The organism is Myxococcus sp. MISCRS1, from assembly GCF_026626605.1.
In the GTDB taxonomy this organism is placed as follows: Bacteria; Myxococcota; Myxococcia; order Myxococcales; family Myxococcaceae; genus Myxococcus; species Myxococcus fulvus.
Genome location: NZ_JAPNKB010000001.1, coordinates 4,071,192 through 4,094,771, shown reverse-complemented (window position 1 = coordinate 4,094,771; position 23,580 = coordinate 4,071,192). Strand labels below are relative to the sequence as shown.

Annotated in this window: 17 protein-coding genes; 11 read left to right on the top strand and 6 right to left on the bottom strand. The window is 71.5% G+C overall.

The genetic code is table 11. From position 1 onward, the window contains the following. Positions 1-39 precede the first annotated feature (39 nt). The gene (locus OWM54_RS15815; protein ID WP_267698037.1) at positions 40-2,787 is read left to right on the top strand and encodes a CHAT domain-containing protein; all 2,748 of its coding nucleotides are present in this window, start codon (positions 40-42) and stop codon (positions 2,785-2,787) included. Between the two features lie 5 nt (positions 2,788-2,792). Here the strand turns inward: OWM54_RS15815 and OWM54_RS15810 are convergent, their stop codons facing one another. Further along, positions 2,793-3,803 (bottom strand): cupin-like domain-containing protein, encoded by a 1,011-nt coding sequence (locus tag OWM54_RS15810; RefSeq protein WP_267698036.1) that lies wholly within the window; start codon positions 3,801-3,803, stop codon positions 2,793-2,795. A 147-nt stretch (positions 3,804-3,950) separates the two neighbouring features. On the opposite strand from OWM54_RS15810, the gene OWM54_RS15805 reads away from it, so the two are divergent. From OWM54_RS15805 to OWM54_RS15790, 4 genes are all read left to right on the top strand, one after another. Then, positions 3,951-4,109 (top strand): hypothetical protein, encoded by a 159-nt coding sequence (locus OWM54_RS15805; RefSeq protein ID WP_170300394.1) that lies wholly within the window; start codon positions 3,951-3,953, stop codon positions 4,107-4,109. 166 nt (positions 4,110-4,275) lie between these two features. Continuing rightward, the gene (locus tag OWM54_RS15800) at positions 4,276-4,833 is read left to right on the top strand and encodes an RNA polymerase sigma factor (protein WP_046711104.1); all 558 of its coding nucleotides are present in this window, start codon (positions 4,276-4,278) and stop codon (positions 4,831-4,833) included. Then, positions 4,830-6,266: a zf-HC2 domain-containing protein gene (locus OWM54_RS15795; protein ID WP_267698035.1), complete on the top strand. Its 1,437-nt coding sequence runs from the start codon at positions 4,830-4,832 to the stop codon at positions 6,264-6,266. The genes OWM54_RS15800 and OWM54_RS15795 overlap by 4 nt, the downstream gene beginning before the upstream one ends. A gap of 151 nt (positions 6,267-6,417) precedes the next feature. After that, on the top strand, positions 6,418-8,064 hold the full coding sequence (locus tag OWM54_RS15790; protein ID WP_267698034.1) for an acyl-CoA synthetase: 1,647 nt from the start codon (positions 6,418-6,420) through the stop codon (positions 8,062-8,064). A gap of 1 nt (position 8,065) precedes the next feature. On the opposite strand, the gene OWM54_RS15785 is transcribed toward OWM54_RS15790, so the two are convergent. Continuing rightward, positions 8,066-9,154 carry a YcjF family protein gene (locus OWM54_RS15785; protein WP_141327579.1) on the bottom strand — a complete coding sequence of 363 codons (1,089 nt, stop codon included), beginning with the start codon at positions 9,152-9,154 and terminating at the stop codon, positions 8,066-8,068. A 301-nt stretch (positions 9,155-9,455) separates the two neighbouring features. Here OWM54_RS15785 and OWM54_RS15780 point away from each other — a divergent pair, with 301 nt between their 5' ends. Genes OWM54_RS15780 through OWM54_RS15770 form a run of 3 tightly spaced genes read left to right on the top strand, consistent with a single transcriptional unit; the run spans position 9,456 to position 13,248 of the window. Next, positions 9,456-12,392, top strand: coding sequence for a cation-translocating P-type ATPase (locus OWM54_RS15780; RefSeq protein WP_267698033.1), 2,937 nt, complete (start codon positions 9,456-9,458; stop codon positions 12,390-12,392). Further along, positions 12,389-12,628, top strand: coding sequence for a hypothetical protein (locus tag OWM54_RS15775; RefSeq protein WP_141327577.1), 240 nt, complete (start codon positions 12,389-12,391; stop codon positions 12,626-12,628). The genes OWM54_RS15780 and OWM54_RS15775 overlap by 4 nt, the downstream gene beginning before the upstream one ends. A gap of 11 nt (positions 12,629-12,639) precedes the next feature. After that, the gene (locus tag OWM54_RS15770; protein ID WP_267698032.1) at positions 12,640-13,248 is read left to right on the top strand and encodes an HMA2 domain-containing protein; all 609 of its coding nucleotides are present in this window, start codon (positions 12,640-12,642) and stop codon (positions 13,246-13,248) included. Here the strand turns inward: OWM54_RS15770 and gndA are convergent. The 3 genes from gndA to zwf are packed head-to-tail and all read right to left on the bottom strand — an operon-like array spanning position 13,245 to position 16,912. Next, entirely contained in the window at positions 13,245-14,681 is a 1,437-nt protein-coding gene (gndA, locus tag OWM54_RS15765; RefSeq protein ID WP_267698031.1) for an NADP-dependent phosphogluconate dehydrogenase, read from the bottom strand. The genes OWM54_RS15770 and gndA overlap by 4 nt on opposite strands. A gap of 21 nt (positions 14,682-14,702) precedes the next feature. Continuing rightward, complete coding sequence (gene pgl / locus OWM54_RS15760; RefSeq protein ID WP_267698030.1) at positions 14,703-15,374, bottom strand: 6-phosphogluconolactonase; 672 nt, start codon at positions 15,372-15,374, stop codon at positions 14,703-14,705. Further along, complete coding sequence (gene zwf / locus OWM54_RS15755; RefSeq protein ID WP_267698029.1) at positions 15,371-16,912, bottom strand: glucose-6-phosphate dehydrogenase; 1,542 nt, start codon at positions 16,910-16,912, stop codon at positions 15,371-15,373. The genes pgl and zwf overlap by 4 nt, the downstream gene beginning before the upstream one ends. A 498-nt stretch (positions 16,913-17,410) precedes the next feature. On the opposite strand from zwf, the gene OWM54_RS15750 reads away from it, so the two are divergent. The 3 genes from OWM54_RS15750 to OWM54_RS15740 all read left to right on the top strand — a co-directional run bounded on the left by OWM54_RS15750 (position 17,411) and on the right by OWM54_RS15740 (position 22,907). After that, on the top strand, positions 17,411-18,136 hold the full coding sequence (locus OWM54_RS15750; protein ID WP_223746041.1) for a lysophospholipid acyltransferase family protein: 726 nt from the start codon (positions 17,411-17,413) through the stop codon (positions 18,134-18,136). Positions 18,137-18,143: 7 nt separating this feature from the next. Then, positions 18,144-20,027, top strand: coding sequence for a hypothetical protein (locus OWM54_RS15745; RefSeq protein WP_267698028.1), 1,884 nt, complete (start codon positions 18,144-18,146; stop codon positions 20,025-20,027). 129 nt (positions 20,028-20,156) lie between these two features. Beyond that, positions 20,157-22,907 (top strand): PQQ-dependent sugar dehydrogenase, encoded by a 2,751-nt coding sequence (locus tag OWM54_RS15740; protein WP_267698027.1) that lies wholly within the window; start codon positions 20,157-20,159, stop codon positions 22,905-22,907. Here the strand turns inward: OWM54_RS15740 and OWM54_RS15735 are convergent. Beyond that, positions 22,898-23,536 carry a hypothetical protein gene (locus tag OWM54_RS15735; RefSeq protein WP_267698026.1) on the bottom strand — a complete coding sequence of 213 codons (639 nt, stop codon included), beginning with the start codon at positions 23,534-23,536 and terminating at the stop codon, positions 22,898-22,900. The two genes, OWM54_RS15740 and OWM54_RS15735, sit on opposite strands and share 10 nt — an antisense overlap. Positions 23,537-23,580 lie beyond the last annotated feature (44 nt).

Sequence of the window (23,580 nt, the reverse complement as noted above, 5' to 3'; positions counted from 1 at the left end):
GGGCGCCTGTCTGGGGGAGACAGCACCCGAGGGGGCAGCATGTGGAAGTCGAAGTCCGACAAGGCCCTGGTCCTGGCGTTGGCCGCGCCCGTGCTTGTCGTCACCGCGCTGCTCGTGCGCACGCCGTCCGGGGGAAGCGGCGTGGAGGCGCGCTTCTGGGCCGAGCGTCGGGCGTCCGCGCGCATCGAGGCCCGCCTCACCTATCCGGAGGCCGACCGCTACCGACCGCGCGTCTCGGCCGGCGGCTGTCTGGTCCCCGCCGAGCCCATCCCCCTCAAGGAGCTGGCCCGGCTGGAGGAGGAGGGCAACTGGGCGGGCATCGCCGCCGCCTACGGCCTGCAGGGTGAGTGGAACCAGGCGGGCTCCTTCCTCGAGCGCATGTCGTCCTCCGTCGACCGCGACAGTGACCTGGCCGCCGTGCAGCTCTCCCGGGGCGCACACGAGCAGGCCCTGCGGCTGCTGGACCGCGTGCTGGCCAAGTCCCCCGCGCATCCCCAGGCGCTGTGGAACCGCGCCCTGGCGCTGCGCGACATGGGCCTGACGATGAAGGCCGCGGAGACCTTCGAGAGGGTGGCCGCGCTCGGCGAGCAGGGCTGGAGCAGGGAGGCCAAGGCGCAGGCGCTGACGCTGCGCGAGGAGACGCAAGCGCGCTCGCGCAAGTGGCACGGCGCGCGCGACGCCACGCTGGCCCTGCTGGAGGACCCCAAGGCGCCGCTGCCCCTCCAGGAGGCGCGTCAGACTCCCGGCGTGGTGCGGCAGCACTTCTACGACGTGGTCCGCGCCGCGCCCTCCAAGGAGCGCGTGCTGGCGCTGATGCCGCTGGCGCGGGAGCTGGACCGGCTGCAGGGCGGCACGTCGCTCGGCGACTACGTGACGCGGGTGTCCGGCCGCGACTTCACGCGCCGGGGCGCCCTGGCCCAGGGGTACTCCGAGTGGGTCAGGAAGCGCGCGGGCGCGCCGGAGTCACTGGTGGAGACGGTGCGCGCCTCGGGTGAGGAGGACCTGTTCGTGGGCATGGCCCTGCACAACAAGGCCGCCGCGCTGCGCTACCTGCCGGACCTGGTCTCCCACGTCCAGCGAGAGAAGGACACCTGGCTCGGCCTGTTCCTGGAGCGCGAGCAGGCCCGCAAGGAGACGGCGGACGGCGAGTGGTGGAAGGCCGAGCAGCGCCTGTTCAACGCGCTCCAGCGCTGCCGCGAGGGCGCCTTCTCCGCGCGCTGCGTGGACCTGGAGATCCGCCTGGGCATCCTCTACGCGGAGCTGCGCCGGCTGACAGAGGCCGAGCAGCACGCGCGCACCGCCTGGTCCTGGGCCCGCCAGCTCCAGGAGTGGGAGCTGGAGCTCACCACGCTGGAGCTGCTCGTGCACATCTCCCGGGACCGCGGGGACTTCTCCAGCGCGCTCGCCTACGTGGAGGAGTGGACCGCGCGCGGCGGCCGCGTCATCGACACCTGCTACTGGCCCCACATCAACCAGGCCCACACGCACTACCTGGCCCTGCGTCCGGAGGCCGCGCGCGCCTCGCTGGAGGCCGCCGCCGCGTGTCCCAACGCGAAGCTGGACCTGATGTTCGGCGCCACCTTCGCGGAGATGGCCCGCGCCCGTCCGGACCCGAAGGACGCCGAGCGGCTGAGCCAGGCGCTCGACGTCGCGCGCGCCAGCAACCCCACGCCCGGCGACGCCATCTACGCGCGCTACCTGGAGGGCCGCTTCGTGCTGGACCACGAGCACGAGCGCGGCGTGGCGCTGCTCACGCGCACCCTCGAGGACGCGCGCAAGCTGCCGTCCACCGAGCCTTTGGCGCGCGAGGCGTGGACCCTGGCCTACTCCTCGCTCGTCACCGACGCGGGGCGCCGGGGCGAGTACGCGCGCGCCCTGGAGCTGCTCGCCGAGCAGTTGGGGACCCAGGTGCCCGCGACGTGCGCGCTCGGCGCCGCCGTCCACAACGAGCGCTCCGTGGCCGTCGCCCGGGGGCCCGGGGGTGAGCTCGTCGGTGACTACCAGGGCACGCGCGAGGTGCCCTTCGCGGAGAGCCCCAGCGTCAAGCTCGTCCCCGAGCACGTGCGCCAGGCGCTCAAGGGCTGCGCCCAGGTGGAGGTGCTCGCGTGGGCGCCCGTCTTCGGCCGCACGGACCTGTTGCCCGTGGACCAGCCGTGGAGCTTCCGCATGGGCCGCATCGTCCCGGGCGTGTCCGCGCCGTCGCGGCGCCTGGTCGTCTCCAGCGTGGAGGCGCCCGCGCTGCTGCAACTGCCCCGGCTGCCCACGTGGACGCCGCCGCCCGAGCCGGAGCCCACGGCGCTGGAGCTGTTGTCCGGCTCGGACGCCACGCCCTCGCGCGTGCTGTCCAGCATGTCGGACGCGACGGAAATCGAGATTCACGCGCACGGCATCAGCGACCCCGTGCTGTCGGACGCCTCGCTGGTGGTGCTCTCGCCCGAGGGCAACGGCCGCTACGCGCTGACGGCGGACATCGTGCGCAAGCAGAAGCTCGCCGGCGCGCCCATGGTGTTCCTGGCCGCATGCAGCGCGGGGCGGCTCGCCTCCACCACCACGCACGAGCCCTTCAGCCTGCCCGCCGCCTTCATCGAGGCCGGCGCGCGCGCGGTGCTCGCCTCCACGGTGGACATCCCCGACGCCGCCGGGCGCTTCTTCGACGGCGTGCGCCAGCGCATCCGCGGCGGCACCGCCCCCGCGGTGGCCCTGCGCGACGAGCGCCAGAAGTGGCTCGCCCGCGACGCCCGCAACGGCTGGACGCACCACGTGCTGCTGGTGGAGACGTCCGACTGATACCCCTACAGCGGCGTGGGCAGGTACGTGTTCCCCTGCGGCACCTGGAAGTGGTGGAACGTCACCGACGCGCTCACGTCGAGCGCGCGCACCCAGTGCCACCAGCCCACCGGGATGAACACCAGCTCCCCCGGCTCCAGCACCGCCTCCACCACGTGCGCCTCCGCGTAGAGCGGGTGGCGCTCCACGTCCGGGCGCTCCGCGTCCACGTGGCTGAACGTCCCGTAGCGGGGATACATCAGGTGCCGCTGGAAGGAGGGGATGAGCTTCACGTGCTTGCGCCCCAGCACCTGCGCCAGCAGCACGTTCATGTTGTCGTGGTGCAGCGGCGTCACCGTGCCCGCGGGGCCCAAAAGCAGCGTCATCATGTCCGGGCGCAGGCTGTCGTCGATGATGCCCTGGGGCGCGCGCACGTCCTCGCGCAGCGGCTCGAAGCCCTCGCGCTGCCAGTTCTCGTTGCGCGGCACCATGTAGTAGTCGTTCGTCTCGCCCCCCGTCGCCACCCGGTGCACGTAGTCGCGAAAGCGCATCGTCTCGCGGTGCTTGTCCGGCTCGGGCGCGTGGTCAGGGTTGGATTCACGCCGCGTCATCACCTCCACCTCCACGTCCCCCACCCGCTCGGCCAGGTAGGAAAGCGACCAACGTCCGAGCGCCGGCCAGTCCTTCATCCGCCCCGTCAACACCACCGGCCGGTGTCCGAAGTAGTAGCGCGTGAAGAACTCCTCCGCGGACAGCTCGTGGCGTCGCTCCAGCGCCAGGTGTCCACCGGATTGCCGATGCAACGTGCTGTACGTGTCCATCACCGACTCGAGCCACCCGTAGCGTCGTCCCACCCGCTGGCAGGCCTGGAAGAACGGATGCGCCTCCACCCGCGCCACCTCCTCTCGCGCCACCTCCTCGGACACGCCCGCGCTCGCCAACGCCAGACACGCCTCCTCGCGCGTCACCCCCATCGCCAGGTTCTCCACCAGCCAGACCTGCCACTCCAACGCCAACCGGGATGTATCCACGCTCATTTGGAAAACCTCGAAATCCGAGACGCAATCCACCCCGCCGCCTCTCACGGAATCGGACCGGAGCATGGTAAGGACGGCGACAGATTCAAAGTTTCATCCACCAGCAACTTGTCCGTGCTGCTGTATCCCAGCACGAGGAGCGAGCGAATGACGTCCGGTTCCAAGCCCGTCGAGTCGAGTGCCGCGGACGCCCACGTGAAGAACAACTACGTGGACTGCGCCACCACGGTGGGGGTGCAGCGCGCCCGCAAGCCCCTGCCCATGCCGTCCAGCCCCGCCCTGGCCTCTGCCCCGCAGCAGCCCTAGGCGCCGTCTCCCCTCCAGACCTACATCCGCTGGAGATCCATGCCCGGACTGGGATTCCATCCCTTCCGGGCATTGCCTTGTTGGTGCCCTTGCACTTTTTTCTCAAGGAACGGACGGCACCGCGTCTTTGACTGGGAAACCTGCCGCGCGAGGCATGTAGGACATCATGGCCAACCTCTTCAACCGGGAGCGGAGGCGCTTCGAGGCGTTCATCCGACAGCACCGGCCCAGCCTGCTGGGACTGGCGCGTCGTCTGTCCGCCCGCTCCAGCCTGGAGGCCGAGGACCTGGTGCAGGAGACCTTCGAGCGCGCGATGCAGGAATTCGAGTCGTTGAAGGACCGGACGGACGCGGCGGCGGCGGCGTGGCTGTGCACGACGATGACCAACCGCTTCCTGGACTACTGCCGCAGGCAGCGGACGGAGTCCCGGGGAATGCCCCACCTCGCGCTGGTGCAGGAGGGGGTGGCGCAGGCGGAGGCCCAGGAGAACTGGGAGCTGGTGAGCACCGAGGAGTTCCAGAAGGCGGTGGAGCGGCTCAAGCCGCACCTGCGTGATGCCTACCGGCTGCACGCGGAGGGCAAGCGCTACAACGCCATCGCCGAGCATTTCAACGTTCCCGTGGGCACGGTGGGCAGCTGGCTCACCCTGGCACGCAGGGACCTGAAGGACTTGCTGCTGCCACAGGTAGCGGTGGCCCGGGAGCAGGGGGCAACGAGCTCATGACGACGCCATGCACCAACAACCGACTGCATCTCTTCGTGGACGGGGAGCTGTCCGCCACGGAGGCGGATGCCTTCCGCCAGCACCTGACGCGGTGCGCGGAGTGTGAGTCGGGACTGAGGGATTTGTTGCAGCTGGAGCTGCTGGCGGCCCGGGCCCTGGGGGGAAGCGCGCCGGTGACGCAGGGCGCCGACGTGGCCGAGCCGGTGGTGGGCGGCAACGTGGTGTCCCTGAAGGCGCGGCTCCAGAAGGGCCTGAGGGTGGCGATGCCGCTGGCGCTCGCGGCGGGGCTGGCGGCGGTGGTGGTGGTGCGCGGCCAGGCGGAGCCGGAGATTCCGGGCGAGGTGTGGCTGTCGGGCGCGGACACGCGCGCCTTCGAGGCGCGGCTCTCCCATCCGAAGGCGGACCGCTTCCTGCCCTACAGCCCCATGCGCGGCACCAGCCACTCGGCGCAGATGCTGCCGCTCAGGCCGCTGGCGGAGCTGGCGGAGCGGCACGACTACCGGGGCATCGCGGCGGCGTACGCCCTGCGTGGCGACTGGCAGCAGGCCGAGGCGTTCCTGGGTCAGGAGCCCGAGTCCGCGGACAAGGCGAACGACCTGGCCGTCGTCGCGCTCAGCCGTCAGCGCTACGAGGAGGCGCTGGGGCTGCTCACGAGCGCGCTGAAGCTCAATCCGAACCACGCCCAGGCGCTGTGGAACCGCGCGCTGGTGCTGCGCGAGCGCGACCTGCTGGACCGCGCGGCGGCGTCGTTCGACACCGTGGCGTCGCTGAGCGAGGCGGGGTGGAGCGGCGAGGCGCGGCGCATGGCGGCGGAGCTGCGCACGCAGCTGGCGGAGGAGCGGGTGCGCTCGCGCCGTCAGGTGATGGACGTGTGGACGACGCTCACGGGCGAGGCGCCCTGGGACGCGAAGCAGCTCGCGCAGCGGCCCGCGGTGGCCCGCGCGGCGCTCTACGACGCGGTGCGCACGGTGACGTCGAAGGAGCGCGTGGAGGCGCTGCTGCCGCTGGCCCGCGAGCTGGACGCGCTGGGTGGGGGCTCGGTGCTGCAGGACTACGTGCGGCAGATTGCCGCGCGGGACTTCACCGCGCGCGCGCCCTTGGCCCAGGGGTACGCGGGGCTGTTGCGTGACAGCGACACGAAGAAGGACGCGACGGTGCTGCTGGACTCGCTGCGCCGCTCGGGGGAGCGGGACATCTACTTCGGCGCGCTGATGCACACGGGCTCCGCGGTGTCGGACGCCACGGCGATGAGCGCGCTGCGCGGCTTCGCCGAGGGGACGCCGGACCCGTGGCTGCACCTGCTGGCCGAGCGCGAGGGCATCCGCCGGGAGCTGGCCGCGGGCCGCACCGCGCAGGCCGAGAAGCAGTTGATGGACGCGATGCTCACGTGCAACGGGATGGGCAACATCGTCCCGTGCATGGAGCTCAACTGAGTCCACCGTAGGTTCTCCTCGTCACACACCGGGGTCGGTCCTCTCTGAAGGGCCGGCCCCTCTGCTTTTTCGCGGCGGGCGTGTTGTCCACCGTGCGAAGCGGGGGCGTGTGGACGGACGTCGTGAGGAGGGGCGTGGCAGGCTCGCCCGCATGGCCCAGTCCACCCCTCGCAACATGCGCGACTACGCGGCGACCCACCGGGACTTCCGGTGGGAGCGGCCCGAGCACTTCAACTTCGCCACGGACGTGGTGGACCGGCACGCCGCCGAGCGGGGGGAGTCGCTGGCGCTGCTCTGGTCGGACGAGACGGGCCGCGAGCAGCGCTTCACCTGGCAGGGCGTGAAGCAGCGCTCGCTGCACGCGGCGCAGTTCCTCACCGGATTGGGGCTGAAGAAGGGGGACCGCCTCTTCATCATGATGCCCCGGGTGCCGGAGTGGTGGTTCCTGGTGCTGGGCTGCATCCGCGCGGGCATCGTCTTCATGCCGGGCACGCCCATGCTCACCGTCAAGGACATCCGCTACCGGCTGGTGGCGGCGGACGCGAACGCGGTCATCGCGGACACAAGCTGTCTGGAGCGCTTCGAGGGGCTCGCGGGCACCGGCCGCGTGGAGACGTGGGTGGCGGTGGGGGAGGGCGCGCCGGCGCCGTGGGTCCGCTACGAGTCGGGCACCGTGGGCACGGGCGCGCACGGACAGGACTTCGCGCCCACGCGCGCGGAGGACCCGCTGCTCATCTACTTCACGTCCGGCACCACGGGCATGCCGAAGATGGTGCTGCACACGCACGCCAGCTACGGGCTGGGCCACGTGATTACTGGGCGCTACTGGTTGGATTTGACGCCCGAGGACCGGCACCTGACGTTGAGTGACACGGGCTGGGCCAAGTGCGCGTGGGGCAAGCTCTTCGGGCCGTGGAGCCAGGGCGCGTGCAACGTCGTCTACGACTTCCGGGGGCGGTTCGAGCCGCGGAGGCTCCTGAAGGTGCTGGCGTCCCAGCAGGTGACGACCTTCTGCGCGCCGCCCACGGCGTGGCGGGCGATGGTGCTCGAGGACCTGAAGGCCCACGACCTGTCGAGCCTGCGCCACACGGTGAGCGCGGGCGAGCCGCTCAATCCGGAGGTCATCGACACGTGGAAGGCGGCCACGGGGCTGCACATCCGCGAGGGCTACGGGCAGACGGAGACGGTGGTGGTGGTGGGCATGTTCCCGTCGGTGGAGCCGCGCGTGGGCTCCATGGGCAAGCCGTCCCCGGGCTTCACGGTGGGCGTCATCGACGACGCGGGCCAGGAGGTGGCGGACGGGCAGGAGGGGGACATCGCGGTGCGCGTGGCGCCGGAGCGGCCGGTGGGGCTGTTCCAGGAGTACCTGGGCGACGCGGCGGCCAACGCGGCCTGCCGTCGAGGCGACTGGTACGTCACCGGGGACAGGGCCGTGCGGGACGCGGACGGCTACTTCTATTTCGTGGGCCGCGCGGACGACGTCATCAAGACGTCCGGCTACCGCGTGGGGCCGTTCGAGGTGGAGTCCGCGCTGCTGGAGCACGCGGCGGTGGCGGAGTCCGCGGTGATTGGCGTGCCGGACGACAAGCTGGGCCAGCGGGTGAAGGCGTACGTGGTGCTGGCGCCGGGCTTCATCGCGTCGCACGAGCTGGCGAAGGAGCTCCAGGAGCACGTCAAGCGCACCACCGCGCCGTACAAGTATCCGCGCGAGGTGGAGTTCGTGCTCGAGCTGCCCAAGACGGTGAGCGGCAAGATTCGCCGCGCGGAGCTGCGCGCCACGCCGCCGAAGCCCGGGTGACTCAGGCCGAGGCGCGGCGCAGGGACAGCTCTTCCCTGAAGGCGCTGATGACGTCCTCCACGAGGGGAATCTCCCCGGCGCGCCGCTCCATCAGCCGGGAGAGCACGGCGATATAGGCCTCGCCGAACAGGGTGGTGAGCGCGGTGGCGGTGGAGGCGGCGATGAGCGCGCCGACCAGCGTGCCCGCGCCGGGGATGACCTTGAGCAGTCCGGACACGATGGCCTGTCCGGAGAAGGTGGCGCCCAGCCCCGTGGCCACGGAGCTCACCAGCGTGGAGAGGAAGGCCTCGGTGAGAGGCAGGCCGAAGACACTGCTAATCCCCGCCAGCATTCCGACCTGCGTGGGGACGAGCAGGGCGGCGTCGGCGAAAGGGATGGGGGTGGCTCCGATGGCCGCGGCGGCCGCGGCCGCGCTGGCGACGATGCCGTGGGCCCGCTTGCGCTTCTGTTCGATGCTCACCCGCTGCGCGGCGGCGAAGGCGTTGCGCTGCCCCTCCGGCACCAGCTCCATGGTGAGCTCCACCAGCTCCACGAGCCCCTTGGCCTGGAGCGTGTTCCCCTCGTCGTCCGTCTCCTGGAGCGCGCGCACGCGCATGACGTTTCGGGCCATGGGCAGGAGCCGCTCCACCTCGGCGCGGAAGCCCTGGTCGTTGCGCGCCTTGGTGACGACCGCCACCACGGGCATGTGCCGCGAGAGCATGCGCGCGACCTCCAGGTCTCCATCCTCCACGCGTCGCGAGTCCTCTCCGATGCAGAGCCACGCGCAGTGCAGGTGCCGCGTCGCGTCCGCGTCCCGGCCCCGCGTGGCCACCAGGTCCTCGAGCAGCGTCAGCGTCTGCTTGTAGGCGCCCAGCTCCAGGCCCCGGGTGTCGAGGATGCTCACGGGGACGTCGCTCTTCGTGTACTCGCGCGTCTCCTGCGTGACGGGGCGGCCCTGGCCGGTGTCCGCGATGCGCCCGTGGAAGACGGCGTTGATGAGCGTGCTCTTCCCCACGCCGCTGCGTCCGGCGATGACGATGTTGACCCGCCCGCGTCTGCGGAAGGCCTCATCCACCTGCTTGCGAATCTCTTCGGTGAGCTGGAGCTCCATGACACGCCTCGTGGGTCCTTCGTCCCGGCCGCGCGGAACGGGCTTCTGGGGACAAGCCTAGCGGACCTGGGCCGTCCGACACGATGCACACGAGGGTGCGTCCAGGCGGGCGAGCGGGCCTCCGGACGCACCATCGCACCCGCTGTCATGTGACGCGTGCGGGCCCCTGGGGGCTGCGGGCTGTTGGCGGACCGGGGGGCTCCCCTCGCGACTGTCCGGTGCCGTGCATGGATACGCACGCCCCGTCGGATGGCCGCGCGGGGCGTGGGCCCTCACCTTGGGCCCTCCGGGGGTGTGGCGGATGGTGGTGTTCCTCATCGATGGCAGGGCGGCGCCCGCGAGCGTGGCTCGGCACGCCGTGGCCTCGCGCCGGCTCCGGCTGGTGGTGCCGGGGTTGTTGGGTGACCGCCACCTGGGACGTCGATTGGAGCGCACGTTCCACACCTGGCCCGGCATCGAGGAGGTGAAGGCGGAGCATCGCAGCGGCCGGGTGCTGGTGCGCTACGGCCCCGACGCTCCGCTGCTCACGCGCTTGAAGGAGACTCCCGAGGACACCGGGCCCGCTGTCGCGCGCGAGCGGCGTCCCGCGCCGGTCTCCGCGTCTCGTGACGAGGTGGCGTGGCACGCGCTGAGCGTGGACGAGGCGCTGCATCGGAGCGGGACGGACGCGCACGGCCTGTCCGGAAGGGAGGCGGCGACGCGGCTGCGACGTCAGGGGGCGAACCTGGTGGCGGGCGTGCCGCCGCGCTCGCGGTGGTCGCTCCTGCGCGCGCAGGTGGCCACCGTGCCCATGGGGTTGTTGATGGGCTCGGCGGCGGCGTCCGCGCTCGTGGGAGACGTGCTGGAGTCGACGGCCATCCTCGCGGTGGTGGGGCTCAACGCGGGCATCGGCTATCGCATCGAGCGGCGCAACGAGTCGCTCCTCGCGTCCTGGCAGAGGCTGGAGGCGGGGCAGGCGCAGGTGCTGCGCGACGGTGTCCTCCAGGCCGTGCCCACGGCGGACCTGGTGGTGGGGGACGTGCTGCTCGTGCGCGCGGGAGATGTGCTCCCCGCGGATGCGCGCGTGCTGGAGGCGCACCGGCTCAGCGTGGACGAGGCGCCTCTCACCGGCGAGAGCGAGCCACAGGCCAAGGGCGCGGAGCCGGTGGCCGAGGACGCGCCCTTGGCCGAGCGTCACTCGATGCTCCACGCGGGCACGGTGGTGGCGTCGGGACATGGGCGCGCTGTCGTCGTGGCCACGGGCGGGAACATGGCGCTCGCGCGGGTGCGCAAGCTCGTGGAGGAGACGGCCTCGCCGCCCACGCCGCTGTCGCGCAAGCTGGAGCGGCTCGACAAGCGCGTGGCGCTGTTCTCCGTGGGCGCGGCGGCGATGTCCGGCGTGGTGGGGCTCGCGCGCGGACGTCCGATGGGACAGGTGCTGCGGGGCGCGGTGGCGCTGGGCGTGGCGGCGCTCCCGGAGGGGCTGCCCATCGTCGCCACCGCGGCGCTGGTGCGCTCGATGCAACGCCTGCATGCGCGCGGCATGGTGGTGCGCCGCGTGTCCTCGGCCGAGGCGCTGGGCGGCGTCACGGTGATTTGCACGGACAAGACGGGGACGCTCACGCGCAACGACATGTGTCTGGAGGTCCTGGACGTGGGCGCGGGCCCGGTGGACCTCGCCTCCTTGCGCGCGAAGCCGAAGGCGGTGCTGGAGGATGCGCCGACGCTGGCGCTCGCCGCGGCGCTGCTCAACAGCGACGTGGACGTGCACCGCAACGGGCACGAGGTCATCATCGCGGGCAGCTCCACCGAGCGCGCGCTGGTGACCGCCGCGCACGCCGCGGGGTTGGACGGTGCGGCGCTGCGCAAGGCCTTCCCGCGGCGTCGCCTGTTGGAGCGCACGAATGGCATCCACTACGTGGTGAGCCTGCACGACGCGCCGGGCGGCGGCGTGGCGTTCATCAAGGGCGCGCCGGAGCAGGTGGTGCGGCTGTGCTCCCGTGACTCGAAAGGCCCGTTGGGCCCGAAGGGACACGAGCGCCTGCTCGAGCGCAACCGCGCGCTGGCCCGGGAGGGCCTGCGGGTGCTCGCGCTGGGTTGGCGACGCGTGGATGCGAGGCACGTGGGAGCGCCGGAGGGCGATTACACCTTCGTGGGCTTCATGGGCCTCAGGGACCCGCTGCGTGAGGGGGCCGAGGAGACACTGCGTCAGTCCCGCGTCGCGGGCATCCGCACCATCCTCCTCACGGGGGACCAGCGGCACACGGCCGAGGCCGTCGCGCGTGAGGTGGGCCTGCGAGGCGAGACGCTCACGGGCAAGGAGCTGACCCAGCGACTGGCCGGGGCCGAGCGCGGGGACTGGCTGGACCGGGTGGCGGTGCTCGCGCGGGTGGCGCCCGAGGACAAGATGGCGCTGGTGCGAGCCCTGCGCGCGCGTGGCGAGGTGGTGGCCATGGCGGGCGATGGCGTCAACGACGCGCCCGCGCTGAAGGCCGCGGACGTGGGCGTGGCGGTGGGCGCGCGCTCCAGCGACATGGCCCGGCAGATGGCGGACATCGTCATGGCGGGCGAGGACCTGCGCGGCATCCTCCACGCGGTGGGCGAGGGGCGCATCGTCCAGGACAACCTGCGCCGCGCCCTGCGCTTCCTCTTCGCCACCAACCTGTCGGAGATGGCGCTGGTGGTGGGCGCCTCGCTGGTGGGCAGCCGCGAGCCTCTCGCTCCGATGCAGCTGCTCTGGCTCAACCTGCTGACGGACACCTTTCCGGGGCTCGCGCTGGCGCTGGAGCCGGGGGACGCGGACATCCTGGACCGGCCGCCCGCGCCTCCCGACGCGCCGCTGCTGACGCGCGACATGTCGCGGCGGGTGGTGCGCGACGCGCTGCTGCTGGCGGGCGTGGGCGCCGCGGGCCTGGTGCTGGGCGGACCGCCGCTGGCCTTCGGGATGCTCACCGCCGCGCAGCTGGGGTACGCCTCGGTGTGTCGGGCGCCTCGCACCGGGGCTCGGGGGCGCTCGCTGGACTCCGGGCGCTTCACGCTATGGGTGGGCGGCGCGGTGGCCATGCAGGCCCTGGCGCTCACCGTGCCCCCGCTGCGCGCCGTGCTGGGGTTGCCCACGCCATCGTGGCTCACCCTCGGTGGGGTGGCGGTGGGGTGGGCGCTGCCCGGGGCGCTTCACGGTCTCTCCCGCCGCGTCCCCCGGGGCGCGGCGCATCGTCGTCCCTTCCTCATCCCCGCTTTCGCGGAGGCTTCCCCATGACGTTCCATCTCCCGTCGTTCCTGTTGGGCTACACCGCTGGCGCCGGCTCGGTGATGTTGAGCAAGCACCTGCGCCCGTTGCTGGTGGAGCTGGCCACCGCCGCCTACCGCTTCGGCGACATGGTGATGTCGAGGACCGCCATCAGGCAGGAGGACCTGGAGGACCTGCTGGCCGAGGCGAAGGCCCGGGCCCGGCGGGCCGCGAACGGTCACCCGCAGGGCCAGGCCGAGGCCTGAGGAGGCTGCCCGTGTCACGCTTCATCTATGTGGTCCATGTCCTGCCCGGCCGCGTACGGCTGAGGCTCCCGTGGCTGCGCGAGCATGGCTCGGTGGCCAACGAGCTCGCCGAGGGGCTCTTGCGCATCCGCGGCGTGGACGAGGTGGAGGTGCGCCCCTTCACCGGCAGCGTCCTGGTCCTCCACGACGCGGACGCTCTTGATTTGGAGGACGTGCTCGCGATGGTGCGGAGGCTCACGGGCGTGGACCTCGTCGTGCGCCAGGGCGAGGAGGCGCCCGAGGAGGAGGTGCTGCTGGAGGCGCTGGCGATGGGCAGCGACGTGGCGCTCGCGACCAGCCGCTTCGTGAAGGGGCTGGACGTGGAGGTGCTCCGCGCCACGGGAGGCAAGGTGGACCTGGGCTCGCTCGCGTCGCTGGGCTTCGCGGTGGCGGGCGCGGCCAAGGTGATTGCGACGAAGAAGCTGCCCACGCCGGACTGGTTCAACCTGGCGTGGTGGGCCTTCGCCACCTTCTCGGGCGTGGAGCGCACCGCCATCGGCAACACGGCCTCGCCGGTGCGCACCGGACCCCGGGAGTCACCGTCCCTGGACGATGACGTCCCGGCGGGCGAGCCCTCCTAGCTGTTCCAGTCGCTGTGCACGAAGCCGGCGTCGGGCTTGTCCCGGCGCTGGTACGTGTGCGCGCCGAAGGCGTCGCGCTGGGCCTGGGTGAGGTTCTGCGGCAGCTCCGGGCTGCGGTAGCTGTCCAGGTACGCCAGCGACGCGCTGAACACGGGGACGGGGATGCCCACCTTCGTCGCCGTGCCCACCAGCTTGCGCCACGCGGGCGCCATCTTCTCGAGCACCGGCGCGAACGCGTCCGACACCAGGAGGTTGGGCAGGTCCGGTTGCTTCGTGAAGGCCTCGCGCAGCGGGGTGAGCAGCTTCGCGCGGATGATGCAGCCGCCCCGCCAGATGCGCGCCATCTCCGCCAGGGAGATGTTCCACTGGTACTCGTCGGACGCGGCCTGGATGAGCCGCAGGCCCTGCGCGTACGTCACCACCCGCGCCGCGTACAGCGCGTCATGCGCCCACGCCGCCAGGTCCGCCTTCTCCTCCGCGGACAGCGAGGCCCCAGGCCCCGGCAGCTTGTGGCTCGCCGCCACGCGCTGGTCCTTCATCGAGGACAGGTTTCGCGCGTCCAGCGCGGAGGCGATGGAGGGCACCGGCACGCCCAGGTCCAGCGCCACCTGCACCGTCCACTTGCCCGTGCCCTTCTGCCCGGCCTTGTCCAGCACCAGGTCCACCAGCGGCTTGCCCGTCTCGGCGTCCTTCTTGCGCAGCACCTTGATGCTGGTCTCCAGGAGGAAGGACTCGGCGATGCCCTGGTTCCACTTCGTGAACAGCTCCGCCACGCCCTCCGCCGACAGTCCCAGGCCCCGGCGCAGCACGTCGTACGTCTCCGCGAGCAGCTGCATGTCCGCGTACTCGATGCCGTTGTGCACCATCTTCACGAAGTGGCCCGCGCCATCCGGCCCCACGTGCGTGACACACAGGCCCTCGTCCGTGCGCGCGGCGATGGCCTCCAGCACCGGCTTCACCAGCGCGTACGCCTCCGGGGGGCCGCCGGGCATGATGGACGGGCCGTGGCGCGCGCCCTCCTCGCCGCCGGACACGCCCACGCCCAGGAAGTGCAGGCCCTTGGACTTGCACAGCTCCTCGCGCCGCCGCGTGTCCTGGAACCAGGAGTTGCCCGCGTCCAGGATGACGTCGCCGGGCGACAGCAGCGGGAACAGCCGCTCCATCATCTGGTCCACCGCCGTGCCCGCCGTCACCATCAGCAGGATTCGCCGGGGGCGCTCCAGCCCCTTCACGAAGTCCTCCAGCGACGCGAAGCCCTTCAGCGACGGATGCCCGTGCTGCTGGTGCATCTCGTCGATGCGCTCCGCATGCCGGTCCCACACCGCCACCCGGAAGCCATGGTCCGCGATGTTGAGGGCCAGGGCCGCGCCCATGACTCCCATGCCCGCCACGCCGAACTGCGCGCCCGTCTGGGCGCTCGCTGCCGCACTCATGATTCCTCCGACAAGGCCCGCTCACCGTCCCGCGGCGGCGGTGTCCATCATCCACTGCGCATTCGTCACCCGGGCCGCCGGCAGCGCGGAATCCCGCCCGAGCGCCCGCTGCACCGTCTGCCTCTTCCCCGCGCCCGCCACCAGCATCAGCACCGCGTTCGCCGCCAACAGCGTCGGCATCGTGAGCGTCATCCGCCAGGGCGGCGGCTTGGGGCCCACGACGGACAACACGCGCCGGCTCTTCTCCTCCAGCGCCGGGTGGCCGGGAAAGAGGCTGGCCGTATGCCCGTCCTCCCCCATGCCGAGCAGCACCACGTCCAGCACATCGGGCAGGCGCGCCTCGTAGTCCTTCGCCGCGTCCTCGCGGTCCTCGCGCTCGCCCTCCATGCGGAACACCTGCGAGGGCGACAGCCGCAGCGGCCCCACCAGCGCCTCCTCCACCAGGTGGTAGTTGCTGTCCGGGTGGTCCGGCGGCACGAAGCGCTCGTCCACGAAGTACAGGTCCACCCGCTCCCACGGCAGCGTCAGCCGCGACAGCTCGCGGTACGCCGGCGCCGGGGTGCTGCCACCGGACAGGGCCAGGCTCGCCCGCCGCTTCATCGCCAGCGAGGTCTGCAGCGCGCGGCCCATCCACTCCGCGGCCTCGCGGGCCAGCAACTCCGGGGGAACGACGCGCGGAGGCAGCGCGCTCATAGCAGCGTCCACCGGCGGCCGTCGCGGGCCAGCAGCGCGGAGGCGGCCTGCGGCCCGATGCTCCCGGTCGCGTAGGGGTGCAGCGTCCCGCCCTCGCCGGACTCGAGCGCCTGGAGGATGGGCGTCACGTACGCCCACGCCTGCTCGACGCTGTCCTGCCTGGCGAAGAGCGTGGCGTTGCCGCGCATGCAGTCGAGCAGCAGCCGCTCGTACGCCTCCGGCACCGGCTTGTTGAAGCTCTCCGCGTAGTTGAAGTCCATGGTGACGCCCGCGATGTTCACGTCCTCACCGGGCACCTTGGATTCGAAGGAGAGGGCGATGCCCTCCTGGGGCTGGATGCGCAGCGTGAGCACGTTGGGCTGCAGGCGCTGGCAGGTGGCGCCCTCGCCGGAGAACAGGCCGATGGGCACCGAGCGGAAGTGGATGGACACCTCTGTCAGCCGCTTCTTCAGCCCCTTGCCGGCGCGCAGGTAGAAGGGCACGCCCTCCCACCGCCACGAGTCGACGCTCAGCTTCATGGCCACGTACGTGGGCGTGCGCGAGTCGGGCTTCACGCCCTTCTCACTCAGGTAGCCCTCGTACTGACCGGCGACCACGGAGCGCGACACCTCCTTGCCCTCCACCGGACGCAGCGCGCGGAACACCTTGTTCTTCTCGTCGCGGATGTCCTCCGCGCCGAAGGACACCGGCGGCTCCATGGCGCACAGCGCGAGCACCTGGAGCAGGTGGTTCTGCACCATGTCCCGGATGACGCCCGTCTCGTCGTAGAAGCCGCCGCGGCCCTCCACGCCAATCTGCTCGGCCGCCGTGATTTCGACGTGGTCGATGTGGTTGCGGTTCCACAGCGGCTCGAAGATGGCGTTGGCGAAGCGGAAGACCAGGATGTTCTGGACGGTCTCCTTGCCCAGGTAGTGGTCGATGCGGAAGATCTGCTTCTCGTCGAGCACCGCGGCCAGCTCGCGGTTGAGCTCGCGAGCGGTCTCCAAGTCCCGTCCGAAGGGCTTCTCGATGATGAGCCTGTGCCAGGGCGTCTGGTGGGGGCGCTCCTCGCGCTTGAGCAGCCCCGCCTCGGCGAGCCCGTGGAGGATCTGGGGGAAGGTGGAGGCGGGCGTGGCCAGGTAGTAGAGCTGGTTGCCCTGGGTGCCCTGCTGCTGGGACACCTGCTCCAGCTTCTCGCGCAGGCGGGCGAAGGCGGCCGGGTCGTCATAGGCGCCGGAGACACCCTCCAGGCGCGGGGCGAACTTCTGCCACGTGGCCTCGTCGAGCGGCTGGGTGCGCGCGAACTTCTGGAGGCCCTCCTTCACGTGCTGACGGAAGGCGTCGTTGTCCAGGGTGGAGCGGCTGAAGGCGACGACGGAGAAGTGGTCTGGCAGGAGGTTGGCGCGCGCCAGCTCGAAGAGGGCGGGGAACAGCTTGCGCTGCGCCAGGTCCCCTGTCGCGCCGAACAGCACCACCGTGCAGGGGTCCGGTCTCGTTGCCCTGAGCAGCGGGTCTCCCTCTCGGGGATGCGTCTCGATGTGCAGGCCCTGCGCGTCCATTCCGCTGCCTCCTCGATGTGACTGCCGTGGGCGGCCACCTTACGCCCCCCTCGTCGCCTCGCGGCAAGCCAGAGTGCGCGCAGTGACGTGCGCGTGACGTCTGGAGCGTTCGAAAGCGCTCCCCAGGGGGCCTGCTCTAACAGTCGGAGGGTCCCCTCGCCATGCCTGTTATCCTCGCGCCGCCATCGCCTGTGCTTCGGCCCAGGCAGGAGTTGTCGGGCTTGGGCGGAGTGATGCGCGTGCACGCTTGCGGCCCGGGACGGATGACGCCACCTCCAGCCGACGGCGGACCCGGTCCTCCGCGAGGAGTCCTGTCCGAGTCCCGGGTGCTGCGCGGGGCTCACTCGGGATATCGTCGTCCCTCGCCGGCTGGCTGCCCGCCTGTCGGAGGGTCATCCTCGTGCGCTGGAGGTCCCTGCTGTATGTGCCAGCCGGGTCGCGCTATGTCGGTGAGCCGATGCGCCCCCGTCCCGAACACGCACCCATGAGCCCTCCGCGATGAAGTACGTCATCACCGTCTGGTTCTGGCTCGTCTTCCTGACCACCGCGCCCATCCTCTTCACGCTGGGGGCGCTGCTGCTCCTGGTCACCTATCCGGTCGACAAGGACCGCCGGATGCTGCACTGGCTCGTGTGTCACTGGTGCCATGGGCTGTGGCTGCACGTGTCGCCGTTCTGGCGCACGCGCTTCGAGGGCAAGGAGCTGTTGCCCTCCGGGCCCTGCGTCATCGTGGTCAATCACCAGTCCGCCATGGACATCCTGGCGGTCATGGGGCTGTACCACCCGTACAAGTTCGTGGCGAAGGCGTCGCTGTTCTCGCTGCCGCTGGTGGGCTGGATGATGACGCTGCTCGCGTACGTGCCCATCGTCCGGGGCTCGTCGCAGGCGATGCATCAGCTCCTGGACCCGTGCCGGCGCTGGCTGCGCCGAGGCATGCCCGTGCTCATCTTCCCCGAGGGCACGTACGCGAAGGGTGGCCAGCGTCTGCCCTTCAAGCGCGGCGCATTCCAGCTCGCGGTGGAGGAGCACGTGCCCGTGGTGCCCGTCGTGGTGGAGGGCACCACGGAGCTGCTCGAGGGCGACGGCCCGTGGCTGAATGCCCGCGCCTCCATGCGCGTGCGCGTCCTGCCGCCGCTGCCGCCCGAGTCGCTGGGACAGGACCCGGTGGAGCTGGCGGAGCGGGTGCGCGGGCTGTACGAGCGCACGCTGTCCGCCAACGGCTGAGCCGCGCATGGGCTGGGTGCTCTGGGCGCTGGAGACGTCATGGGCGGTGGCCGCCGCGTGGGCCCTGTCCGCGGCGCTCCTGCGTGAGCGCTCCACGCTGGAGCGCTGGATGGCCGCGCTCCTCTTCGGCACGGCGAGCGTCCTCACCTGCGTGCAGGCGCTGGGGCTCGTGGGGCAGCTCGGTCGACTCCAGCTGGCCCTGGTGGGCTTCGCGCTCCACGGCGGGATGCTCGGCTGGAGCGTGCGGAGGGTGGGGCTCGCGGAGCTGCGCTCTCGGCTCGTGTCGGATGTGACGGCGCCGGTGCGACTGTGGCGTGACATCCTCGCGCGTCAGGAGCTGGCCGCGTGGGCGCTGTTGCCGGCGGCGTGCGCGCTCATCGTCTCCGGCTCCATCGCGTGGCACTTCCCCAACTGGGCCTGGGACGTCGTCTGGTACCACACGCCGAAGACGAGCTACGCGGTGCAGACGGGCCGCATCACCTGGGTGGACACGTCGGTCTGGTACGTCAACGGCTACCCCGAGCTGACCGAGCTGCTCTCCGTCTGGCACGTGCTGCTGCCTCATCACTCACGGCTGGAGGACCTGGCGCAGCTCCCCTTCGGCCTGCTGGGCGCGCTCACCGTGGCCGCGTTCTGTCGTCGCGCGAGCGCCAGCCCCGCGCTGTCCGCGTCGCTGGGCGCGATGTGGCTGGCCCTGCCCGCGGTGGCCCTCCAGCTCCACACCACGCACGCGGACGTTGTCGCGGGCGCGCTGTTCATCACGGCCTTCTACTTCCTCACCGAGCGCGACTGGAGCCCCACCGCGCGCACGCTGACGCTGCTGGCGCTCGGCCTGTACGCGGGCACCAAGGTGACGGGGCTCTTCCACCTCGCGCTCGTGTCGCCGCTGCTGCTCGTCAGGGGCGCGCTCGTGCTGCGCGCGGCGAAGGGGGCGCGAGGGCGGGTGCTGGGGCAGACGGGGCTCGCGCTGCTCCTGCTCTTGTGGATGGGGGCGCCCACGTACGTGGAGAACTCGGTCCGCACGGGCAACCCCTTCTGGCCCGCGCGCATGAAGGTGCTCGGGCATGAGCTCGAGGGGCCCATCGGCGCGGAGGAGATCGCGGGCCCTCCCGCCTTCTTCGGCGCGCCCGGCGCCTTCGAGCGCATGGTGCGCAGCTGGACCGCGCCGGAGGGCATGTACTGGCCGGACGTGCGCGAGCGCGCCTTCGGCTGGCTCTTCCCGTACCTCCTGCTGCCCGCGCTCCTGTGGGTGAGCGCCACGGCGGTGTTCAGTCGGGAGCGACTGTCGCGGCTCGCGCTGCCGTTGCTCGCGGGCCTGTCCGTGCTGGTGCCCGCGGCGTGGTGGGGGCGCTTCACGCTGGGGCTGCCCGCGGCGGGGCTCGTCGCCTTCGCGGTGCTGCACCGTCAGGTGGGGACGCGCTACCTCCAGGTCCTCTTGTCCGCGCTCGCGGCGTTCCTCTGCGTGGCGTCCTATGCGAAGGCCTCGGTGGGGTATCAGGTGCTGCCCACGATGGGGCGCCGCGCGGACCCGTCCCTGCGCGACGAGGACCGGGTGCGCATGCGCATGGGCTGGCTGTGGACGCCAGAGGCGGCGCGCCTGCGTGAGCGGGAGCTGCGGCCCGGTGACGTGGTGGCGTACGACAGCGCCACGTCGTTCCTCGGTGAGTACTGGACGTGGGATTTGCGCAACCGCGTCGAGTACGTGAATCACGAGGGGAACGACGGGGTGTATCTCGACCGACTGCGCGCGCTGTCGCCGCGCTGGGTGAGTGTGCGCAAGCACAGCCCCGCCGAGCGCCTGCTGCTCTCGCGCGCCCGCGCTTTCGAGAGACTGTTCGACTGTCCGTTGAGCTCGGCCGTCATGTATCGCGTCACCGGGACCGACTGGTAGGTGGATGGCACCGCCCGGGGTTGGATGGCACAGCCTCGCTGAAAGGATTCGGTGGGGCGGAGTGCTCGGGTGTCCTGCGTCTGGATGACCGAGCAGGTCTGCACGTCGTGTGCGGTATCTTCCCGCGCCATGCGCCAACTCGTCCCCCTGCTCCTGCTCCTGGCGGCGCCCGTCTGGGCCGCGGTCCCCTCGGGTTTCGTCGAGACTGTCTACACCTCCAATGATTTGAGTCAGGCGACGGGGATGGCGTGGGCGCCGGATGGCTCGGGCCGCCTGTTCATCACCCTCAAGAACGGTCCCATCCGGGTCGTCTCGTTGAAGGACGGCCTCCCGGAGACGCAGCCGGGGAACACCACGCTGGTGACGCGCCTGTTCGCGACGGAGCCCGCGGTCCACACCAACAGCGAGTGCGGTGTCATCGGCATCGCGTTCGACCCGAACTACGTGGCCAACCGCTACGTCTATGTCTTCGTCACCGTGTCCCCGACGGAGCAGCAGATCGTCCGCTACACGGACGTCAACGGCGTGGGCACGGCGCGCACGGTGCTTGTCTCGCGGCTGCCGACCCGTGGAGAGAACCACGATGGCGGCGGCATCGGCTTCGGTCCGGACGGCAAGCTGTACTTCGCGATTGGTGACCTGGGCAACGGCACGGGCGTGGACGCGGACCTGACGTCGCTGGCGGCGAAGGTGGGCCGGGCGAACCGTGACGGCACGCCGGTCAACGACAACCCGTTCAACGATGGCGTCGGTCCGAACAACGAGTACATCTGGGCGCGCGGCTTCCGCAATCCGTTCACGCTGACGTTCCAGCCGAGCACCGGCCAGCTGTGGGTCAACGTGGTGGGCACCGGCTACGAGCAGACCTTCGTGGTGCCCCGGCGCGGGCACGCCGGCTACAACGACTACGAGAACAACCAGCCGGCCGGCAACGACTACATCACCCCGGTCATCAAGTACCGCACCAACGGCTTCGACACCCGCACCCTCACGGCCACCGGGGCCGCGCGCGCGGGCGGCGTCACCACCTTCACCACCACGGGCAATCACGGCTTCCGCAAGGGCGAGAAGCTCACGCTCGAAGGGGTGGGCGATGCCTCGTTCAACGGGGACTTCTACGTCGCGAGCGTCCCCAGCGTGACCACTGTGACTGTCGCGCAGCCGGGCCTGCCGGATGCCACGAGTGGCGGCGGCACCGCGAAGACCCAGCGGCTGGGTGGCTGCATGAACGGCGGCGTGTTCTACGACGCCACGCTCTTTGCGCCGGAGTACCGCGGCAACTACTTCTTCGGCGACTACAACGAATCCACCTTCATGCGCGCCACGCTGGCCCAGGACAACACCGTGGCGACGGTGGACATCTGGGGGACCAGCTTCACGTCGTACGTGGATGCCTCGGTGGGGCCGGACGGCGCGCTGTACACCATCGGTGTCTCGGGTGGGCGTCTGCGCCGCATCGTCCCCACCACCACGGGTCAGCGCCTGGTGGTGACGAACCTGTACCCGCGCGTGATGGAGGGTGGGAAGGCGACGTTCACGGTGGGCCTGGCGGAGGCTCCCACGACGTCCGTGGTGGTCGACGTGTTCCGCGCGCCGGGTGGCAGCTCGGACCTGCGCGTGTCCGGCGTGGCGACGTTCACCTTCACGCCGCGGGACTGGAGCACGCCTCGCGTGGTGACGATTGACGCCCTGGAGGACGCGGACAACGAGGTGGACACCGCCACCTTCACCGTGGCGTCGAGCGGCCTGACGTCCGAGTCCGTGCTGGCGACCACCATCGAGGACAACTCCGCGCAGCTGGTGCTCTCCTCGAGCAACGTCGCGGTCCCCGAGGCCGGCACGGCCACGTTCGACGTGTCGCTGACGCGCCAGCCCTCGCGCACCGTCACCGTCACCGTCAGCCGCGCCTCGGGCGATGCGGACCTCACCGTGGAGTCGGGGGGCTCGCTCATCTTCAACGCGAGCAACTGGAACGCGCCCCAGACGGTGACGCTGCGGGCCGCCGCCGACGCGGACAACCAGGACGGCGTCGCGCTCTTCTCGGTGGTGGGCTCGGGGTTGGACGCGCGCACCGTGACGGCGACGGAGGTGGACGACGAGGACCTGGCCCCCATCATCACCTCCACCGCGCCGACACAGGCCGTGGTGGGCAATGTGTATCGCTATGACGTGGAGGCGAGGGCCCGGCCCGCGGCGACGTACTCGCTCACCACCGCGCCGACGGGCATGTCCATCGACGCGGCCACCGGCCTCATCACCTGGACGCCCACCGCGGTGTCGACCACGGGCGAGGCCGTCACGGTGCGCGTGGCCAACAACGTGGCGCCCGAGGCGACGCAGTCCTTCACCGTCACCGTGAAGCAGGACGACGCGCCCGTCGCCGTCCTCACGCGTCCCACCGCGGACGAGCGTGTGTCCGGCGCGGGCGCCGAGTTCTACGGTGACTGCCAGGATGATGTGGGCTGCACGCGCGCGGAGTTCTTCGTGGACGGTGTGCAGCGCTACGTCGACGAGCGCACGGACAACCACTTCCACTTCGGCGGCGAGCACAACCGCTGGGACACGACGGACCTTTCGCCCGGGGGACACCTAGTGCGCTTCGCCGTGGTGGACACCTCGGGACAGCGGCACCAGGTCGAGGTGAAGGTGTGCGTGGGCGAGGGCGACTGCACGCTGGTCCCGCAGCAGGAGCCCGACGCGGGCTCACAGCCGGATGCGGGGACGGGGCTGGACGGAGGCACGGGCTCCGATGGCGGGATGAGCCCGCCGGACTCGGATGAGGACAGTGGCTGCTCGTGCGGCAGCGCGCCGGTGGGCTCGCTGGCGTGGGCCGCGCTGACGGCGCTGGCGCTGATGCGCCGCAAGCGTCGTCAGGACTGAGCGCGTCGTCGCGAGTGCGGTGGGAGCGCTTGCCCGGTGGACAGATGCAGGGCGTCCGCCAGGGCGAGCGCGGGCGCGACGAGGGCCTCGAGGTACTCAGGAGAGGTGGGCACGCCCTCCTTCGCCACCTCCAGCATCCCCGCGATGATGCAGAGGCGGTGGTAGTGCCGGTGGGCGCGCAGCAGGGGCTCGCGCAGGGACGGTGTCAGGAGCAGCTCCCGGGCCCTGGGGGAGAGGTCGCGCAGGTTCAGGGCCGCGTCCAGCGCCGCGTCGCCCACCTCCTCGTCCACCTTGCCGAAGAGCTTGAGGAACTTGTCGCCGACGGTCTCCGTCTCGAGCTGGAGCTCCTGGGGCAGGGCGTCGGTCAGCTCCAGGCGCAGCACCGTGACGAAGCGGGCGCCCTTGCCGGTGCCGTGCTTCTCGGTGAGCAGGGAGAGCTGCTGCTCGCGGTAGAGCCCCTGCACCTCGAGGACGTCACTGGCCTGGCTGAAGGTCCAGCCCTGACGGGTGGCGAAGATGCGCCAGGCCTGCCGCTGCTGGCGCTTCTCCCGGGCTCCCAGGACGATGATGCCGAGGGCGATGAGCACCATCAGCGCGAGCATGAGGTACGGGGCGTGCTCGGAGGACATGGCGCGAAGCATCTCCGTCCGGGACCTGTCGGGCCAGTCTCCCC

Coding starts and splice junctions, on each gene's coding strand:
- OWM54_RS15750 (WP_223746041.1), top strand. CDS start 17,411: ATGAAGTACGTCATCACCGTCTGGTTCTGGCTCGTCTTCCTGACCACC.
- OWM54_RS15735 (WP_267698026.1), bottom strand. CDS start 23,536: ATGTCCTCCGAGCACGCCCCGTACCTCATGCTCGCGCTGATGGTGCTC.
- OWM54_RS15800 (WP_046711104.1), top strand. CDS start 4,276: ATGGCCAACCTCTTCAACCGGGAGCGGAGGCGCTTCGAGGCGTTCATC.
- OWM54_RS15795 (WP_267698035.1), top strand. CDS start 4,830: ATGACGACGCCATGCACCAACAACCGACTGCATCTCTTCGTGGACGGG.
- gndA (WP_267698031.1), bottom strand. CDS start 14,681: ATGAGTGCGGCAGCGAGCGCCCAGACGGGCGCGCAGTTCGGCGTGGCG.
- OWM54_RS15785 (WP_141327579.1), bottom strand. CDS start 9,154: ATGGAGCTCCAGCTCACCGAAGAGATTCGCAAGCAGGTGGATGAGGCC.
- OWM54_RS15815 (WP_267698037.1), top strand. CDS start 40: ATGTGGAAGTCGAAGTCCGACAAGGCCCTGGTCCTGGCGTTGGCCGCG.
- OWM54_RS15810 (WP_267698036.1), bottom strand. CDS start 3,803: ATGAGCGTGGATACATCCCGGTTGGCGTTGGAGTGGCAGGTCTGGCTG.
- OWM54_RS15740 (WP_267698027.1), top strand. CDS start 20,157: ATGCGCCAACTCGTCCCCCTGCTCCTGCTCCTGGCGGCGCCCGTCTGG.
- OWM54_RS15790 (WP_267698034.1), top strand. CDS start 6,418: ATGGCCCAGTCCACCCCTCGCAACATGCGCGACTACGCGGCGACCCAC.
- OWM54_RS15780 (WP_267698033.1), top strand. CDS start 9,456: ATGGTGGTGTTCCTCATCGATGGCAGGGCGGCGCCCGCGAGCGTGGCT.
- pgl (WP_267698030.1), bottom strand. CDS start 15,374: ATGAGCGCGCTGCCTCCGCGCGTCGTTCCCCCGGAGTTGCTGGCCCGC.
- zwf (WP_267698029.1), bottom strand. CDS start 16,912: ATGGACGCGCAGGGCCTGCACATCGAGACGCATCCCCGAGAGGGAGAC.
- OWM54_RS15775 (WP_141327577.1), top strand. CDS start 12,389: ATGACGTTCCATCTCCCGTCGTTCCTGTTGGGCTACACCGCTGGCGCC.
- OWM54_RS15745 (WP_267698028.1), top strand. CDS start 18,144: ATGGGCTGGGTGCTCTGGGCGCTGGAGACGTCATGGGCGGTGGCCGCC.
- OWM54_RS15805 (WP_170300394.1), top strand. CDS start 3,951: ATGACGTCCGGTTCCAAGCCCGTCGAGTCGAGTGCCGCGGACGCCCAC.